At 69.6% G+C, this 16,045-nt stretch carries 9 protein-coding genes and 1 pseudogene; 4 read left to right on the forward strand and 6 right to left on the reverse strand.

The features are described from left to right. Positions 1 to 42: 42 nt before the first annotated feature. Together JIG36_RS47240 and JIG36_RS47245 are read right to left on the reverse strand one after the other, a co-directional pair. Positions 43 to 1,680: an FAD-dependent oxidoreductase gene (locus JIG36_RS47240; RefSeq protein WP_203383481.1), complete on the reverse strand. Its 1,638-nt coding sequence runs from the start codon at positions 1,678 to 1,680 to the stop codon at positions 43 to 45. Further along, positions 1,677 to 2,684 (reverse strand): zinc-dependent alcohol dehydrogenase, encoded by a 1,008-nt coding sequence (locus JIG36_RS47245; protein ID WP_203383538.1) that lies wholly within the window; start codon positions 2,682 to 2,684, stop codon positions 1,677 to 1,679. Before JIG36_RS47245 ends, JIG36_RS47240 begins: the two co-directional genes overlap by 4 nt. A gap of 52 nt (positions 2,685 to 2,736) precedes the next feature. Here JIG36_RS47245 and JIG36_RS54720 point away from each other — a divergent pair. Together JIG36_RS54720 and JIG36_RS54860 are read left to right on the forward strand one after the other, a co-directional pair. Next, positions 2,737 to 3,823: pseudogene (locus tag JIG36_RS54720) on the forward strand (AMP-binding protein); the annotation flags it as partial. Between the two features lie 129 nt (positions 3,824 to 3,952). Then, on the forward strand, positions 3,953 to 4,318 hold the full coding sequence (locus JIG36_RS54860) for an AMP-binding enzyme (protein WP_438870812.1): 366 nt from the start codon (positions 3,953 to 3,955) through the stop codon (positions 4,316 to 4,318). On the opposite strand, the gene JIG36_RS47255 is transcribed toward JIG36_RS54860, so the two are convergent. Then, the gene (locus JIG36_RS47255) at positions 4,315 to 5,727 is read right to left on the reverse strand and encodes an alanine and proline-rich secreted protein Apa (protein ID WP_236049817.1); all 1,413 of its coding nucleotides are present in this window, start codon (positions 5,725 to 5,727) and stop codon (positions 4,315 to 4,317) included. The two genes, JIG36_RS54860 and JIG36_RS47255, sit on opposite strands and share 4 nt — an antisense overlap. A gap of 236 nt (positions 5,728 to 5,963) precedes the next feature. On the opposite strand from JIG36_RS47255, the gene JIG36_RS54540 reads away from it, so the two are divergent. After that, the gene (locus JIG36_RS54540; RefSeq protein ID WP_203383482.1) at positions 5,964 to 9,089 is read left to right on the forward strand and encodes a YqgE/AlgH family protein; all 3,126 of its coding nucleotides are present in this window, start codon (positions 5,964 to 5,966) and stop codon (positions 9,087 to 9,089) included. A gap of 33 nt (positions 9,090 to 9,122) precedes the next feature. Here the strand turns inward: JIG36_RS54540 and JIG36_RS47265 are convergent, their stop codons facing one another. From JIG36_RS47265 to JIG36_RS47275, 3 genes are read right to left on the reverse strand one after another with little or no spacing between them, the layout of a single operon-like run. Beyond that, positions 9,123 to 10,724: an ArnT family glycosyltransferase gene (locus tag JIG36_RS47265; protein ID WP_203383483.1), complete on the reverse strand. Its 1,602-nt coding sequence runs from the start codon at positions 10,722 to 10,724 to the stop codon at positions 9,123 to 9,125. Between the two features lie 36 nt (positions 10,725 to 10,760). Then, entirely contained in the window at positions 10,761 to 12,437 is a 1,677-nt protein-coding gene (locus JIG36_RS47270; protein WP_203383484.1) for an AMP-binding protein, read from the reverse strand. A gap of 15 nt (positions 12,438 to 12,452) precedes the next feature. Next, complete coding sequence (locus tag JIG36_RS47275) at positions 12,453 to 13,121, reverse strand: dioxygenase family protein (protein ID WP_203383485.1); 669 nt, start codon at positions 13,119 to 13,121, stop codon at positions 12,453 to 12,455. A 188-nt stretch (positions 13,122 to 13,309) separates the two neighbouring features. Between JIG36_RS47275 and JIG36_RS47280 the strand changes: the two genes are divergently transcribed. Then, on the forward strand, positions 13,310 to 16,042 hold the full coding sequence (locus JIG36_RS47280) for a TRAP transporter fused permease subunit (RefSeq protein WP_236049818.1): 2,733 nt from the start codon (positions 13,310 to 13,312) through the stop codon (positions 16,040 to 16,042). Positions 16,043 to 16,045 lie beyond the last annotated feature (3 nt).

Here is a 16,045-nt window from a genome sequence, read left to right on the forward strand (position 1 = left end):
AGGCTAGGGCTCACCGGCCGGTCACGCAGGAGTAAGAGGGCGCTACCGGTTGAAGCGCAGCGCGGCGGGAGCGTGGGACGGCACGGCGGGGGAGACGGGAGCGGTCGGGGCCACCCGCACGTACGGCGAACCCAGCGGCGGCCGCGGATCGGGTTCGCCACGATTGGGCCATAGGGAGACGGCCCGCTCGGCTAGCGCGGTGATGGTCAGGGACGGGTTCACGCCGAGGTTGGCGGGAACGGCCGAGCCGTCGATGACGTGCAGACCCTCGTACGCGAAAACGCGGTGATAAGCGTCGATCACGCCCGTGGCAGGGGACTCGCCGATAGTGGCGCCGCCCAGGATGTGTGCGGTCATCGGGATGTTGAAGATGTCGCCGACCCCGCCGCCGGGGAAGCCGCCGATCCGGCTCGCTATCCGGCGTACCGCCTCGTGCCCGATCGGGATCCACGTGGGGTTGGGCGCGCCGTGCCCGGGACCGGTCGTCAGGCGGCCGCGGCGGGTGCGGCGTACGGTCAGCGAGTTGTCGGCCGTCTGCATGACGAGCGCGATGATCGTACGTTCGCTCCAGCGCCGCACCGACAACGAGCGGATCAGCACGTACGGGTGTCGCAGCGCCTGGGCGAGGAAGCGCACCGGCCGGGGCAGTCGTCCGCCGCCGTCGACGAGCATGGTGGTGAGCAGGCCCATCGCGTTGCTGCCGGGGCCGTAGCGCACCGGCTCGATGTGGGTCGTCTCGTCGGGGTGGAACGACGACGTGATCGCCACCCCGCGCGAGAACGGCTCGGCCGGAACCGCGGCCGTCTGAGCGCCCAGGAGCGCTTCGGAGTTCGTGCGCGTCAGGTGCCCCAACCGCGGCGACAAATCAGGCAAAACGCCCGATGCGACAAGGGCGTGCAGGAGACGTTGCGTGCCCAGGGCCCCGGCCGCGAGAACCACGTCGCGAGCGGTGAAGGTGCCGCGTGAGGTGGTCACCTCCCAGTGGTCCGGGCGCCGCCGTAAACCGGTGACCGATGTGGACGGATGCACCACAGCCCCGGCCCGCTCGGCCAGATGCAGGTAGTTGACGTCCAGGGCGTTCTTCGCACCCACCTTGCAGCCGATCATGCAGTTGCCGCACTCGGTGCATCCCGTACGGGCGGGTCCGGCTCCCCCGAAGAACGGATCGGGCACCGTCCGGCCGGGCTCGCCGAAGAACACCCCCACCGGCGTACGGCGGAAGGTCCCGCCTGCCCCCATGTCGTCGGCGACCTGCCGGATCACCACGTCGGAGGGGGTCATCGAGGGCTGCTCGGTCACGCCGAGCATGCGGGACGCCTGGTCGTAGTGCGGCGCCAGCTCGTCGGCCCAGTCGGTGATCGCGGCCCAGTGCCGGTCGGCGAAGAACGACGGCGGCGGGCGGTAGAGCGTGTTCGCGTACACCAGGGAACCGCCGCCGACCCCGGCCGCCGACAGCACCACGAGGTCCTTGAGCAGGGTGATCCGCTGGATGCCGCGCAGTCCGAGCTTGGGCGCCCACAGGAAGTTGCGCAGGTCCCACGACGTCTTGGGCAGGGTCTCGGGGGTGAAGCGCCGGCCCGCCTCGAGCACGCCGACCCGGTAGCCCTTCTCGGCCAGGCGCAGGGCGCTGACGCTGCCGCCGAAGCCGCTGCCCACGATCACGACGTCGTAGTCCGTCATATCAGCAGCACCTTCAGGTGGCGTCCCGAGGCGGCGTCGGCGAAGGCGGCCGCGGCCTGGTCCAGGGGGTGCTTCGCCGTGACCATGCGGGAGACGTCGACCCCGCCCTCGACCAGCAGCCGCATCGACTCGGTGAAGTCGGCCGGCAGGTATGTCGCACTGCCCTGGATGCGCAACTGGGCGTCCTGGATCAGCGGCAACGGGATCCGTACGTCGGCCGGCGGCACCCCGACCACGATCACCGTGCCCGCCTTCATCACCATGGCCAGCGCCTGATCGGTGGTCGACTGCTCGGCCACGCAGTCGAACACCACGTCGGCGCTCTCACCGAGGGCCGCCCGCACGTCTTCGGCGCACGACGGCGAGGAGGCGTCGACCACTGCGTCGGCCCCGAAGCTCAGAGCCCGGTCGCGCGACGCCTGCGACCGCGCCGTCATCACGATCCGGCGAGCGCCGTACGCCCGCGCCACCTGCAGGGTCAGGATGCCGATGGTGCCGGCGCCGAGGATCGCCACGGCCTTTTCCCGTACGCCCCCGGCCAGCCCCACCGCATGCACCGGAGTGCCCAGCGGCTCGATGAAAGCGGCCTGCTCCCAGGTCAGCGCATCCGGGATCACGTGGAGCCGGCGCTCGTCGACCGTGAAGTAGTCGGCCATGCCGCCCTGATCGTGGGCGCAGCCGAAGAAGCGCAGCCGCTCGCAGACGTTCTGCCGCCCGGCCAGGCACTGCTTGCACTCCCAGCAGGGCAGGAACGGTTCGAGGGTGACGCGCTGACCCACCGTCACCGCGGTCACCGACGACCCCGTGGCCTCGACCGTGCCGCACACCTCGTGGCCCGGCGCGTACGGAAGCTGGATGAACGGATGCAGCCCGGCCAGCGCATGGGTGTCCGATCCGCAGACGCCCGCGACGGCGGTGCGCACCAGAACCTCACCCGGACCAGGTTCCGGCGCCTCGGCCGGAACTACCGACACTCCGTCGCTGGAGACGATCACTCGACGCATTCCCACCAGCAGACCCTAGCTTCCGTACGAGGAAATAGGTGATGCTGCCCACATGTCGTCCTATGCCTCGGGTGTCTCGGACCTGTCCCTTCTCGGTGAGACGATCGGCGCGAACCTGGAACGCACGGTCGCGCGCTTCGGGGATCGGGAGGCCCTGGTCGACGTGGCGGCGGGGCGGCGCTGGACGTACGCGGAGTTCGACCGGGACGTCGACCGGCTGGCCCGGGGGCTGCTCGCGCGGGGCATCAGCAAGGGCGACCGGGTCGGCATCTGGGCGCCGAACTGTGCCGAGTGGGTGATCACCCAGTACGCGACGGCCAAGATCGGCGCCGTTCTCGTGAACATCAATCCGGCGTACCGGACGCACGAATTGAAGTTTGTCGTCGAGCAGTCGGGGCTCAGCCTGCTCGTCAGCGCCGAGTCGTTCAAGACCAGCGACTATCGCGCGATGGTCTCCGAGATCGGCTTCGGCGACGCTGTCTTCATCGGCACGTCGGGATTTTCTGACCTGTTCCTCTCGGGTGACAAAGTGGACATGTCCGGCCTGGCCTTCGACGACCCGATCAACATCCAGTACACGTCCGGCACCACCGGCTTCCCCAAGGGCGCCACGCTGTCGCACCACAACATCCTCAACAACGGCTACTTCGTCGGCGAGCTGATCAACTACACCGAGCACGACCGTGTCTGCCTGCCCGTTCCGCTCTACCACTGCTTCGGCATGGTGATGGGCAACCTCGCGGCCACCTCGCACGGCGCCTGCATCGTGCTGCCCCGCGCCCGGGTTCGACCCCGCCGCCACGCTCGCCGCCGTCGGTGCGGAGAAGATCACTTCCCTGTACGGGGTGCCGACCATGTTCATCGCCGAGCTGGGCCTGGACGACTTCGCCGGGTATGACCTGTCCACCCTCCGTACGGGAATCATGGCCGGATCGCCCTGTCCGGTCGAGGTGATGAAGCGGGTGGTCGCCGAGATGAACATGAGCGAGGTCGCCATCTGCTACGGCATGACCGAGACGTCACCGGTCTCGACCATGACCCGCCCCGACGACACCCTGGCCCGGCGCACCGGGACCGTCGGCCGGGTCATGCCGCACCTCGAGTCCAAGGTCGTCGACCCCGACACCGGACGGGTCGTCCCGCACGGCGAACCGGGCGAGCTGTGCACCCGCGGCTATTCGGTGATGCTCGGCTATTGGAACCAGCCCGACGCGACGGCCGAGGCGATCGACGCCGCCCGCTGGATGCACACCGGCGACCTGGCCACGATGGACGACGAGGGCTACGTCAACATCGTCGGCCGCATCAAGGACCTGGTCATCCGCGGCGGCGAGAACGTCTACCCGCGCGAGGTCGAGGAATTCCTCTACACCCACCCCGACATCGCCGACGTGCAGGTGATCGGCGTGCCCGACAGCAAGTACGGCGAGGAGCTGATGGCCTGGGTGGTCATGCGCCCCGGTGCGACACCGTTGACCGCGGAGGCCGTACGGGCGTTCAGCGCGGGCAAGCTGAGCCACTACAAGGTGCCCCGCTACGTCCACGTCGTCGACGGATTCCCGATGACCGTCACCGGCAAGGTCCGCAAGGTCGAGATGCGCGAGAAGGCCGTCGGCATCCTCGGCCTGTCCTAACTTGGCATCACTCGAGCGATCTTGATCGTGCCGCTGCTCGGGCCGGCCGCCGGGTAGGCCGCGCTGCCGTCCGCGTACGCCTTGAAGGCCTGGTAGTCGTGGTCCTTCACGGCGATCGTGAACTGCTTGCCCAGTGCCGCCGCCGTACCCGAGTCATGGACCTGGGCCCGCATCGACGTTCCCGACTGCCAGGTCAGAAGCATGCGACCATTCCCGTACGTCACCAGGTGCGGATGCCGTGACGAGACGCCCGTGGTGACGGTCCGGCCGCTGAAGTTCGACAGCCGCACCTGGCCGCCCTGGCTCCACGCCGTCCAGTAGCCCTTGGTCTTGGCCAGAACGAGGTCGCCCCCGAAGAGCGTGCCGTCGCAGGTGCCCTTGGCGACCGTGCGGTAGGGCGCGGGCTGAGCGATGCGGCAGCCGTTGTCGGTGGCGCAGACCGTGACGAACTTCTTCGTCCGCGGATCCCAGACGATGCGCGGCGTCCAGGAGTGGCTGCAGCCCACATCTATATTCTTGGCGGGCTTCCCGGCCGCCGTGACCACCTGCATGCGGTCGCCCTGGTGGATGTCGACACAGTTGCCGTTCCGTACGGTGATCGCGACCCCGAAGTAGGCCGCGTAGTTGCCGCTGCCGTCGCCCGCGAGCCGCCCGTGGTGCTGGTACCACCAGACGAACCGGGCCCCGTCGTCGTAGCCGCCGCGGCCGCTGGTCAGGTTCGTGACCTGCCGCTCCCACACCAGCCGACCCGCGTTGTCGAACCGGACCATGTGCATCGTGTTGCACGGGCTGCTCTCACCCCCGCACAGCGGCCCGGTGTGGCAGGTGCCCTTGCGGGTCAGCAGAAGCACCCCACCGTTGGCGTCGGCCTGCACGTCTTGAAGGTCGATCCCGGTGAAGGTGGTCGGCTTGCCGGTCAGCTTGTCGTCGCAGCCCAGCTTGCCCAGGTGCACCTTGCCGTCGGTGCCGAGCCAGGCCAGCCAGCTGCCGCCGCCCGGCGTGGCGGCGATCGCCATGGGGAGCTTTTCGGTGTCGCCTTCACCGCCGTACCCGACGACCTTGGAGCCGAGGCTGACCTGCGTGATCCGGGTGGTGGGGGTGGTGCCGCGCTTCCGTCCACAGGGGCCGGTCCTGGTCTCGGCGGTCTTGGCGTTCTTAGCGGCCGATGGCGTGGCAGATGGCTTGGTATTGGTTGCCCCGGGGACCGGCGGCCGAGCGGGGGTTGCCGCCGCCGAGCCGGTCGAGGGCGTCGAACCGGCGGTGGTCCTGGGTGGCGCCCACCAGCCGAGCGCCCAGGCTCCGGCCGGGAAGGCGACCGCAGCGACGAGCATCCCCGCGAGCGAGGCGACGAGCAACGACCGGCGGGCCGGCCGGCGGTGCCGTGACGGTGGCGGCGAACTCTCGCTCATCGGCCCTCGCTTCCTCGTTCGGTGGCCGCAGCGACTCTAGTGGGAACGCTCCCAAATTGGCCCGAGGCAGCAAGAAAGCAAAGGAAAACAAAAGGAGGCCGCCGTAGTGGTCGCGGTGTCGCCCTGACGGCGTCGTTCCTTCCCCGGTTCGGGGGATGGGTGGCGTCGGGCGTCGTCGTTAGCATCGACGGCTCGTAGATCGATCTCGATCTTGTCGTGCGGCGAGGAGGCCTCAGGTGGTGCGCAGGCCCCGGCGCGAATGGTCATCACGGTTCGGTTTCACGTTCGGGGCGGCGCTCGCGGCGGCGTTCGCGGGCGTCTACTTCGCCCCGCTGGGTGACTGGGTCGCCGCCAATCCAGTGCTCCCAGGCCAGAAATGGATGCAGAGCAACCTGTTCCTCGGCTGTGTCCTGTTCGTCGTCGCGGCGGTCGTGGTCTCGTTGTTCACTGGTCGCCCGGCTCCCATCGCCGCGCCGGAGCTGCACGAACATCGTTACGACAACCGCGATCGCACCCTGACCGAGTTGCGCCACAAGGTCGAGAGCATCTGGATCGACGACGTGCTGGCCCACTCGCTCGAGAAGGTCGTACCGCTGGAACTGGGCTTCGCCCGGGCCTCGGGCGCCCTGCGGCACAACATCAGCGTCCGCAAGAACGGCGCGACACTGATGCCCGCCACTTCAGTAGCGGATCTGTTCCGGCTCGACGAGGCCGAGCGCCGGTTGCTGGTCGTGGGACGGCCCGGTGCGGGCAAGACGACCCAACTGCTGCACGTCTTGGAGAGCCTTCTCGAGGACGCCAAGGGCCGGCCTTCGGCGCCCGTCCCGGTGCTCCTGCCGCTGTCAGCCGCGAAGTGGTCGCGGATCGGCGGATCGGTGGGTCTCACGCTCGACTGGATGGCAGCCGAGATCGCCGCGCGCTATCGGGTGCCGGTCAAGCAGGTGACGGCCTGGCTCACCGCCACCGAATCACCGCTGGTCGTGCTGCTCGACGGGCTCGACGAGATCCCCGACCTCACCGCCCGCGACGCGTGCACCAGCATGCTCAGCGAACTGCGCGACTCGTACACGTTCGGAATGGTGGTGGCCAGCCGCAAAGCCGAATACTTCCAGTTGCAGTCGCGGCTCAACTTCGGCCTGGCGGTCGAGATCCTCCCCCTGACCAGCGGCGAAATCGACCGTTATCTAGCCGATGCCGGTCCGCCGGCCGCCGGGCTGCGCGAGGCCTGCCTGGCCGACAGCACCCTGATCACGCTGTTCCAGGACCCGCTCGCTCTGGTGGTTGCCGTGCTCGCCTACCGTGGCCGCGCACCGGGTCCCGAGATCCAGGAGGGATCGGCCGGCGAACGGCTCGACCAGTTGTGGCGGCAATACCTCACGCAGATGCTGCACCGGCGCCGCGACGCGCTTACCGATCACCTCGGCGATCCGCGCTTTCCGCCGAGCCGCACCGAGCAATGGCTCCGGCGGATCGCCCGGGGCATGCGCTCGGACGACCGCGTCGAGTTCCGCCGGGAATACCTCAGCCTGCTCTGGCTGCCCCGAACGCAGGCGTTGGGCTTGTCGATCGTGATGGCGACGCTGTGGAGCCTGCTTCTGGTCGCCGGAGCCGTGTTCATCCTCCTCCGCCTCACCAACGGGCACAGCACGGGCACGGCCACTCTGGCGTGGATCGTGTCGGCTCTGTCGGCCTTCTTCTGCCTGGCCGCCGGCCTGGTCAGCGTCGCTCGGCTGGGCACCGTCTGGTTCTCGCCGCTCGCGCTGCTGGCCGGCGCGGGCATGGTGCTGCCTATCGCCGCGCTCATCGGGCTCATGATTGAGTTCGTCGACGATGGCCCCGGTCTGATCACCGGACTCATCCTGATCAACTCTTTCGGCCCGGTGGGCGTCGGATTGGTGCTCGCTTTCGTCTCTGACAAAGACCTCGACCTCGGGTTGGACGGCGGTCGGCGCGGAACGAAACTGGTGCTCCTGGGCGAGCTCGGTGCCCTCGTGGTGATCGCGGCCATCCCGTATGCGTCGATCGCCCTCGCCCGGGGGCCGCTCGCCGACTCTTTGTTCGCCCAACAGGCGATGGCTGTCTGCGTCGGGCCGAGCATCATCGTGGGCTGGGCCGCGCTCTGCGGCGGTGCGGTGTCCTGGAGCTCCGGCCCGTTGGCCCGAGCCTGGGGAGCCGTGTCCGGGGCGTTCCCCCGGCCGCTGGCCGCCTTCCTCGACCACGCGAACGAGCGCATCCTCATGCGTCTGTCGTCCAACGGTTACCAGTTCCTCCACATCACGCTGCTGGACCATCTCGCCGGCCGTACGCCCGAGCGCCGCACCCATCGGGCCCGGCCGGACGCGGCCGACCGAGCGGTCGTCGACCACGTCATGCACCTCGCCACTCAGGCGACGAGCGGGAACGGCACGCCGGTCGGCACCGGTCAGCTCCTGCTCGGCCTGCTGCGCCATGGTGGCCGGCCCGAATCCGACGTGTGGCCCAAGCTCGGCCTCACCGCGGAACGTGTGCGAGCCGAGCTCGACCGCCTGGCCACCCCGCCGTCCCCAGCGCGGTCGCCCGGTTCGCCGGTGACCGATCGGGCCGCGCGGTCGCTGCACCGGGCCGAGATGGATGCGGCCTATCGGGGTGACGACCAGATCCGGGTCGATCACGTCCTGCGCGCCATTTTGGCCGACAGCGGAAGCACCGCCGTCAGGCTGCTGCGGCGCCTCGACGTCGACCCGGACCGGCTCCTCGACGAGATCGCCTACGCCCGGGCCGGGGTCTTCCCGGCCGGGTTGGCCGGCGCCCTCCTCATCGCCGCCCCCGACCTGTCCCACCGCAATGAGGGCGCGGCCGTCGTCATGGTGGTGCGACATCGGGCCGACGGCGCCGACGGACTGCTGCTCAACAAGCCGACGTCCCGGCCGGCCGGCGACGAGTTCGCCGTGCTGAGCGACGATGCCTTCCCACGGTCGATGGTTTTCACCGGCGGCGAGGCCTCACCCCACCTGCACAAGTGTCTGGGCCGGCTGCGGGGCGGACATCACCCGCCGCCGTGGAGCTACCCGGTCACCGGCGATATCTACACCCTCGACCCGGACGCCGCCGATCTCGGCCGGGCTCCGGAGTTCTTCGCCTCGGTGCGGGTCTTCGCCGGGCACGTGACCTGGTCGGCCGGTCAGCTGGAACGCGACCTGGCCAGCGGCACGACGTGGCTGGTGGGCACGGCCGGCGAGCAGCCCTTCACCGCCCACCCGGATGACCTGTACCCGCTGCTGTCGCGCCGGAGCAACGTGGCCGACCGGTGGCTGGAGGCCGCGGCCGCGACGGGAAACGCGCACGCCGCGATGGCGCTGCAGCGGCTGCACCAGGATCGATAGGGGCTCGTCGGGGCGTACGGCCGGCACCGGGAATCAGCGGCGGTAGATGGTAATGGAGTGGCCGACCTCGTCGATGGGGGTGCTTGTGTCGATCAGCTGCTTCAGGCGGTTGCGGGCCAGCGCCACCCGGGAGTCCGAGACGACCAGCAGGCCGTGCACCTCGTCGATCGGCACGGTCAGCGGGTTGCGGCCCTCGATGCCGTAATAGCTCGGCACCCCGGCGCCCTTGTAGACCAGCCATACCGGCTGCCCGGGATACTCCGAGCGCAGGTGGGCGCCCAGCCGTGGCAGGTCCTGGCCCCAGTCCACGTTGGAGTCGTGCAGGTTGTTGTGGGTGTTGGACGTGCCGCCGAAGGCCTCGTTCGAGTAGGGCAGGTAGTACGGGAACGTCAACAGCGAGCTGACCCCGACGTACGCGACCAGCGCCGTCGCCGGGACCCACGTCCACCGCCGGCGCAGCAGCACGACCGTGGAGGCGGCCACGGCGAGCAGCATGGGCATGAAGATGATGTAGCGGGTGCCGTAGTCGCGGGAACCCGTCATCGACACCGCCAGCAGCACGCCGGCCGGCACCAGCAGGTACAGCGCGGCGATCCACTTTTTCACCAGCACCGTGATCGTGCCGGCCAGCCACAGCAGCAGCATGCCGATCGGTGTCTTGATCAGCAGCGCCACCGGCAGGTAGTACCAGAGGGAGCCCCGGTACGCCTCGCCGAGCAGGAACCCGTTGAAGGTCCGGTTCTCGAAGCGGAACTGGATCAACACCCCGTCCTTGTACGACTGGGGCAGCGGCAGCAGGTCGACGGCGAGCCCTCTGAGGCCGCCCGGGTCGGTCAGCCACGTGGGTGTGGTCCAGCGCAGCCGCGGGTCGACGATCAGGTAGACGAGCCACACCGTGGCGACGGCGATCAGGCCGACCCCGATCGCGCCCAGCACCCGCAGCCCTAACTCCCGCAGCCGGCGCTTGTCCCCGGCGACAGTGACAACAGCGGGAGCCAGAAGAGCCAGGAGCAGAGCCACCGGTACGGCGGGAAGGGTGCTCATGCGGGTGGCGAGCGCGGCGCCCAGGGCCACCCCGGCGAGCGGCAGATAGAGGCGGGGCTTGTCCCGGGCCCGCCACAGCATCCAGAACGTCACCAGAACAAATCCGGCGGCCGGCACGTCCAGCGTAGCCAGCGAGCCGTGCGCGATGATGTCGGGCGAGAAGGCGTACAGGGAAAGGGCTATCAAACCCGCCCATCGTCCGGCCAGATCGCGGGCGAAGAACAGCACGGCCAGGCCGAACAGCAGCGTGAGCACCATGATGGGCAGGCGCGCGGCCAGCATCAGGTCGGCCGGGTTGTTGCCGTTCTCATAGAGCAGGTGCCGGCCGAGGTTCGTCTGGTTTCCCCGGTACGCGGGATCGAGCTCGGCATCGGTGAAGGCGAGCCCGGTCGCGATGACGAGCTTGGCCAGCGGTGGATGCTCCGGGTTGTAAAGCACGCGGTGCTGGTCGAGGTAGTACTGGGCGGTGCCGACGTAGACCGGCTCGTCGATCGTCGGGGACTGCTGGACGGCGGTGGTGACCATGGCGAACGCCATCTGCCCGAGTAACAGCACCACCACGAGCGGGTACCACAGGCGCCGTCGAAGCATCGCGCCAATCTAGCCCGGCGATCGGCCAAGATCACATCAGCCGCGGAATTCACCCTCGGGAGTGGCCGCCGGGTCCGCGTGCTTGGCCGCTTCGGCCTCCCGCAACTCGACGCGGCGGATCTTGCCGGAAATGGTCTTGGGCAGCTCGGCGAACTCGAGACGGCGGATCCGGGCGTACGGCGGCATGTGCTCACGGGCGTACGCGAAAATGGTCTCCGCCGTCGTGGCGTCGGCCTGCCAGCCCTCGGCGAGCACCACGTAGGCCTTGGGCACGGCGAGGCGTACGGGGTCGGGGGAAGGGACCACCGCCGCCTCGACGACCGCCTCGTGCTCGATCAGCACGCTCTCCAGCTCGAACGGGGAGATGCGGTAGTCGGAGGCCTTGAACACGTCGTCGGTGCGTCCCACGTACGTGATGTAGCCGTCCTTGTCGCGGGCGGCCACATCACCGGTGTGGTAGTAACCGCCGGCCATCCGCTCGTCCGTCAGCTCGGCGTCGCCGTGGTAGCCGACCATCAACCCGGCCGGGCGCGGGTCGAGCGCGACACAGATCTCGCCCTCCTCGGCCTCCTTGCCGGTGGTCGGGTCGAGCAGCGCGATCCGGTAGCCCGGCACCGGCCGGCCCATCGAACCCGGCTTCACCGGCTGGCCGGGCGTGTTGGCGATCTGCACGGTCGTCTCGGTCTGGCCGAAGCCGTCGCGGATGGTCACGCCCCACGCCTTGCTGACCTGGTCGATGACCTCGGGATTGAGGGGTTCGCCGGCCCCGACCACGATCCGCGGCGGCGTGGCCAGCGCGGACAGGTCGGACTGGATGAGCATCCGCCACACCGTCGGCGGGGCGCAGAAACTGGTCACGCCGCAGCGCTGCATCTCGGCCATCAGGCGGCCCGCGTCGAAGCGCGTGTAGTTGTAGATGAAGACGCAGGCCTGCGCGTTCCACGGCGCGAAGACGTTGCTCCAGGCGTGCTTGGCCCAGCCCGGCGACGAGATGTTGAGGTGCACGTCGCCCGGTCGCAGACCGATCCAGTACATGGTCGAGAGATGCCCGATGGGGTACGAGGCGTGGGTGTGCTCGACCAGCTTCGGCTTGGCCGTGGTGCCCGAGGTGAAGTAGAGCAGGAGGGTGTCGCTCGCCCGGCTCGCGCCGTCCTTTTCGAATCCGACATTTCCGGAATAAGCGTCGTGGAATGGCCGCCACCCCTCGACCGGTTCACCCACGGCGATGCGGGTGATCTCGGGTGGGACCCCGGCGAACTTCTCGGCGGCGGCCGACGTGGCGATGACGTGCTGAGCGCCCCCACGCGCCACCCGCTCGGCCGAGTCGGCGGGCCCGAGCAGGGGAGTGGCCGGGATGAGCACCGCGCCCAGCTTGATGACGGCCAGGATCGTGTCCCACAGCTCGGCCTGGTTGCCCAGCATCACCACGATGCGGTCACCACGCCGTACGCCCTGGGCCCGCAACCACCCCGCCACCCGGTCGGAGCGCTGGGACATCTCGGCGAACGAGAACCGCTGCTCGGAACCGTCCTCCTCGACGATCCAGAGCGCGGGCGCGTCGTTGCCGCGGGCGATCACGTCGAACCAGTCGAGCGCCCAGTTGAACTCGGAGTCACCGAGGTCGGGCCATCGGAACCCCTCGACCGCGGTCGGGTAGTCCGTGCTGTGGGCCAGCAGGAAGTCGCGTGCGTCCCGGAACGAGATCGTGGTCATCGGAGCCCCCTCGGCTCAGATGCTAATCGTCCTCGTCGCCACGAAGCCACGGTCCAGATCACCGGTGACGGTCGCCATGGCGAGCGCACCGCCGTCGTCCTCGACCGGGCCGGCCAGTGCCAGGTGGGTCGCGTTCTCCCTGTACGCCGGGGTGCCGTAGACCTGGACGCAGACATCCGCGGGCAGGCCGATCTGGCCGGCGCGCACGGGAGCCGCGGTCACCGCCGGGCTGATCTCGAAGCTCAGGTGCGGCCAGCGGCCCTCGCCGGCCCCCGGGAAGATCGTCGTGAACGCGACCCAGCCCCGCCGGTCGGCAACCTGAATGCCGCGCAGGTAGTTCTGCGTCTCGAGGCCGGGCGAGTGCAGCGAGTAGGCGCCGTCGCGGTCGGCATGCCAGAGGTAGAGCGCGTGCCCCGCCAGCGGCTGTCCCGAGTTCGCGCTCACCAGACGCAGGCGCACGCTCAGCGGCACCCCGCGGGCCACACCCGAGGCCATGCCGAAGCTGCGCCGGATGTCGTCGCGGACGATGCCCGAGCGGGTGAGGACATCCGTGTCCTCACCCGCCAGGGCCGTCACGGTGATGCCGTTGACCAGGCCCATCAGGCGACGGCGGCGCAACACCGGGAAGTCGACGGCGAGCCCAACGCCGTGCTGCTGCACTTTCGCTTTCACCTGCGTGGTCATCCGGCCCCCTCCGTTGACGATCAGGTTCCATGACACGGCCCCCGGGTTGCGGCCGCCGGTCGTGCCCGGTTGCCACCCGGTAGCAGCGTTGATTGTCGGTCTCGTGGGGATTCGTTACGTGAGCTGCTGTTGATCCGTTATGAACCGTGCGGTTACCAAGCGCCTCTACAGCCGGTACTGTCCGTTCCATGGGTGATGATCGATCTTCCGAAGTTCGGGAGCTCGACGCCCTGCACTACGACGACGAAGAGTTGCCGGCCCGTGAACTCAAGGGCCGCATCGGCCGGGCCGTCGCCGTCGTCGCGTTCGCTGTTGCCGTTCTGGTTCTCTGGCAGGTCTTTCGCCCGCTCGCCCGCGGCAGCCAGTACTACCTGATCATCTTTCTGGCCGGCACGCTTCCTTTGGTCTTCCTGGCCTACCGGTCGCGCCTCACCCGGAAGAAGAGCGACCGCCCGACCATGCTGGACTGGGTTCTCGCGGCGGCCACCCTCGTTGTCTGCCTCTATCCGATCGGGCCGTTCGGCGGCGGCTACGACGGCTTCCTCAACCGGCAGGGGCTGCTCGAACCGGCCGACATCGCGTTCGGGGCCGTGCTTCTGGTGCTGGTCGTCGAGGCCTGCCGCCGCACCACCGGGTGGGCGTTGCCCGTCGTCTGTCTCGCTTTCCTCGCGTACGGTTACTACGGCGGCCTGCTCCCCCAGAACTGGCCGATCGCCCACGCGGGGCTCGACTTCTCGCAGATCGTCGACGCGCTCTACAACTCGGGCAGCGGGTTCTACGGCACCCCGCTCGACGTCGCCGCCACGTACATCGTGCTGTTCACCATCTATGGCGCTGTGCTTGATCTGTCGGGGGCCAGCCGGTTCTTCGTCGACCTGTCGGTGGCCGCGTTCCGTAAGTCGCGCAGCGCCGCCGGGCGGACCGCGGTCGCCGCCGGATTTCTGCTCGGCACGGTCTCGGGGTCGGGCACGGCCACCGCGGTCAGCGTCGGCGCGGTCACCTGGCCCATGCTGCGCCGCGCCGGCTACCCGGCCGAACAGGCGGGCGGCATGCTGGCCGCGGCCGGTGTCGGCGCGATCCTGTCGCCGCCCACGCTGGGCGCGGCCGCGTTCATCGTCGCCGAATACCTCGACGTCTCCTACCTGACCGTCCTCGGCTGGGCGATGATCCCCACGGTCCTCTATTACCTGGGCATCCTGCTCGCGGTCGAGATCGACGTCCGGCGGTTCCGGGTCCGCTCGCTGGAGACTCCGCCGGTCAGCACGCTGCGGCTGCTGGGCCGCTTCGGTTACCACTTCTCGTCGCTGGTGCTGATCGTCCTGCTGCTGGCCCTGGGCGAGAGCGCGACGCGCGCGGTCGTCTACGCGACACTGCTGGCCTTCGCCCTCTCGTTCCTCGACCGGCGTTCCTGGCTGACCCCGCAACGGCTGTTCACCGCGCTCAGCGCCGGCGTACGCGGGGTGCTGCCGGTCGTCGCGGTCTGCGCCGCCGCGGGCATCATCACCGCCACCACGACCAAGACCGGCCTCGGCGCCCAGCTGGCCTCCTTGCTCGTACGGGGTGCGCAAGCCGTCACCGACAACCCGACCGTCGTGCTGGCGCTGACCGTGATTCTGGCCGCGGTCGCGCTGGCCATCCTCGGCCTGGCCGTACCGGTCACGGCCAGCTTCATCATCGGCTGGGTCATCATCGGCCCGGCGCTGCTGGCCCTGGGCGTGCCCGCGCCCGCGGCGGCGATGTTCGTCTTCTACTACTCGGTGCTCTCCGAGGTCACTCCGCCGACCGCCCTGGCCGCGGTGGGCGCGAGCGCGATCACCGGTGGACGCACGATCCCGACGATGTGGCAGGCCCTCAAGTACGCGCTTCCCGCGTTCCTGGCCCCCATCGCGTTCGTCCTCACGCCGTCCGGCTCCTACCTGCTCGCCCGCGGCCCGTTCCTCGACATCGTCTGGGCCTCGGTGGCGGCGATGCTGGGCGTGGCCGGTCTGGCCGTCGCGACCGGCGGCTGGGTGCTGGGCGTAGGCCGTGCCACCACCGGCCCCCGGGTCTTGGCGGCGCTGGCCGGGCTGCTGCTCCTCTATCTGGAGCCGCTGACGATCGGCTTGGGCGTCCTGCTGTTGGCCGCGGCGGCAACATGGACGGCCCTGGACCGCCGCCGTTCCACCACAGATCAACCCCCGACCGACAGCATTCCCGTACGACATGAGGACCGAACCGCCCCACAATCGGAAAACCCGCTTCCCGTACGAAGTGAGGACCGCGCTGCCGTGCCGACGCATGGTGCTGACGCCGCGCCCACTGAGGATTGCGGCGCTGGCGATCGCGGCACCACGGAGGCCGTCACGGGGGATCGCGGCCCTGGGGATCGCGGCCCTGGGGATCGTGGCACTGGGCGGGCTGTGGCTGGGGATCGCGGCGCCACGGACGGTGTCACTGGGGATCGCGGCACTGCGGACGCTGTCACGGGGGATCGCGGACCTGGGGATCGTGGCACTGGGCGGGCTGTGGCTGGGGACCGTGGCACCACGGACGCCGTCACGAGGGATCGCGGCGCTACGGACGCCGGAACGAGGGATCACGCCACTTGGGATCGCGGCACCACGGACGGTGTCACTGGGGATCGCGGCACTGCGGACGCTGTCACTGGGGATCGCGGCACTGGGGATCGCGGCACTGGGGATCGCGGCACTGGGGATCGCGGCACTGGGGATCGCGGCACTGGGGATCGCGGCACTACGGACGCTGTCACTAGGGATCGCGGCACAGGGGAACGCGGCACCACGGACGCCGTACGGAGGGGACGTCTGGATTCGGCGGGGGGCGGGCGTGAGGGCGTACGAGGAAACGGTTTTGATCCGGACGTGACGGAACCGCGCGCGACGGAAGAACGCGACACCACGCACACCGAGGAACGGGGTTGATAT

Origin of the sequence: Paractinoplanes ovalisporus, assembly GCF_016834655.1 — a bacterium.
GTDB classification, from domain to species: Bacteria; Actinomycetota; Actinomycetes; order Mycobacteriales; family Micromonosporaceae; genus Actinoplanes; species Actinoplanes ovalisporus.

Excerpts from the sequence above, each read along its gene's own strand:
- JIG36_RS47240 (WP_203383481.1), bottom strand. The coding sequence starts at position 1,680 with ATGACGGACTACGACGTCGTGATCGTGGGCAGCGGCTTCGGCGGCAGC.
- JIG36_RS47245 (WP_203383538.1), bottom strand. The coding sequence starts at position 2,684 with ATGCGTCGAGTGATCGTCTCCAGCGACGGAGTGTCGGTAGTTCCGGCC.
- JIG36_RS54860 (WP_438870812.1), top strand. The coding sequence starts at position 3,953 with ATGGACGACGAGGGCTACGTCAACATCGTCGGCCGCATCAAGGACCTG.
- JIG36_RS47255 (WP_236049817.1), bottom strand. The coding sequence starts at position 5,727 with ATGAGCGAGAGTTCGCCGCCACCGTCACGGCACCGCCGGCCGGCCCGC.
- JIG36_RS47265 (WP_203383483.1), bottom strand. The coding sequence starts at position 10,724 with ATGCTTCGACGGCGCCTGTGGTACCCGCTCGTGGTGGTGCTGTTACTC.
- JIG36_RS47270 (WP_203383484.1), bottom strand. The coding sequence starts at position 12,437 with ATGACCACGATCTCGTTCCGGGACGCACGCGACTTCCTGCTGGCCCAC.
- JIG36_RS47275 (WP_203383485.1), bottom strand. The coding sequence starts at position 13,121 with ATGACCACGCAGGTGAAAGCGAAAGTGCAGCAGCACGGCGTTGGGCTC.
- JIG36_RS47280 (WP_236049818.1), top strand. The coding sequence starts at position 13,310 with ATGGGTGATGATCGATCTTCCGAAGTTCGGGAGCTCGACGCCCTGCAC.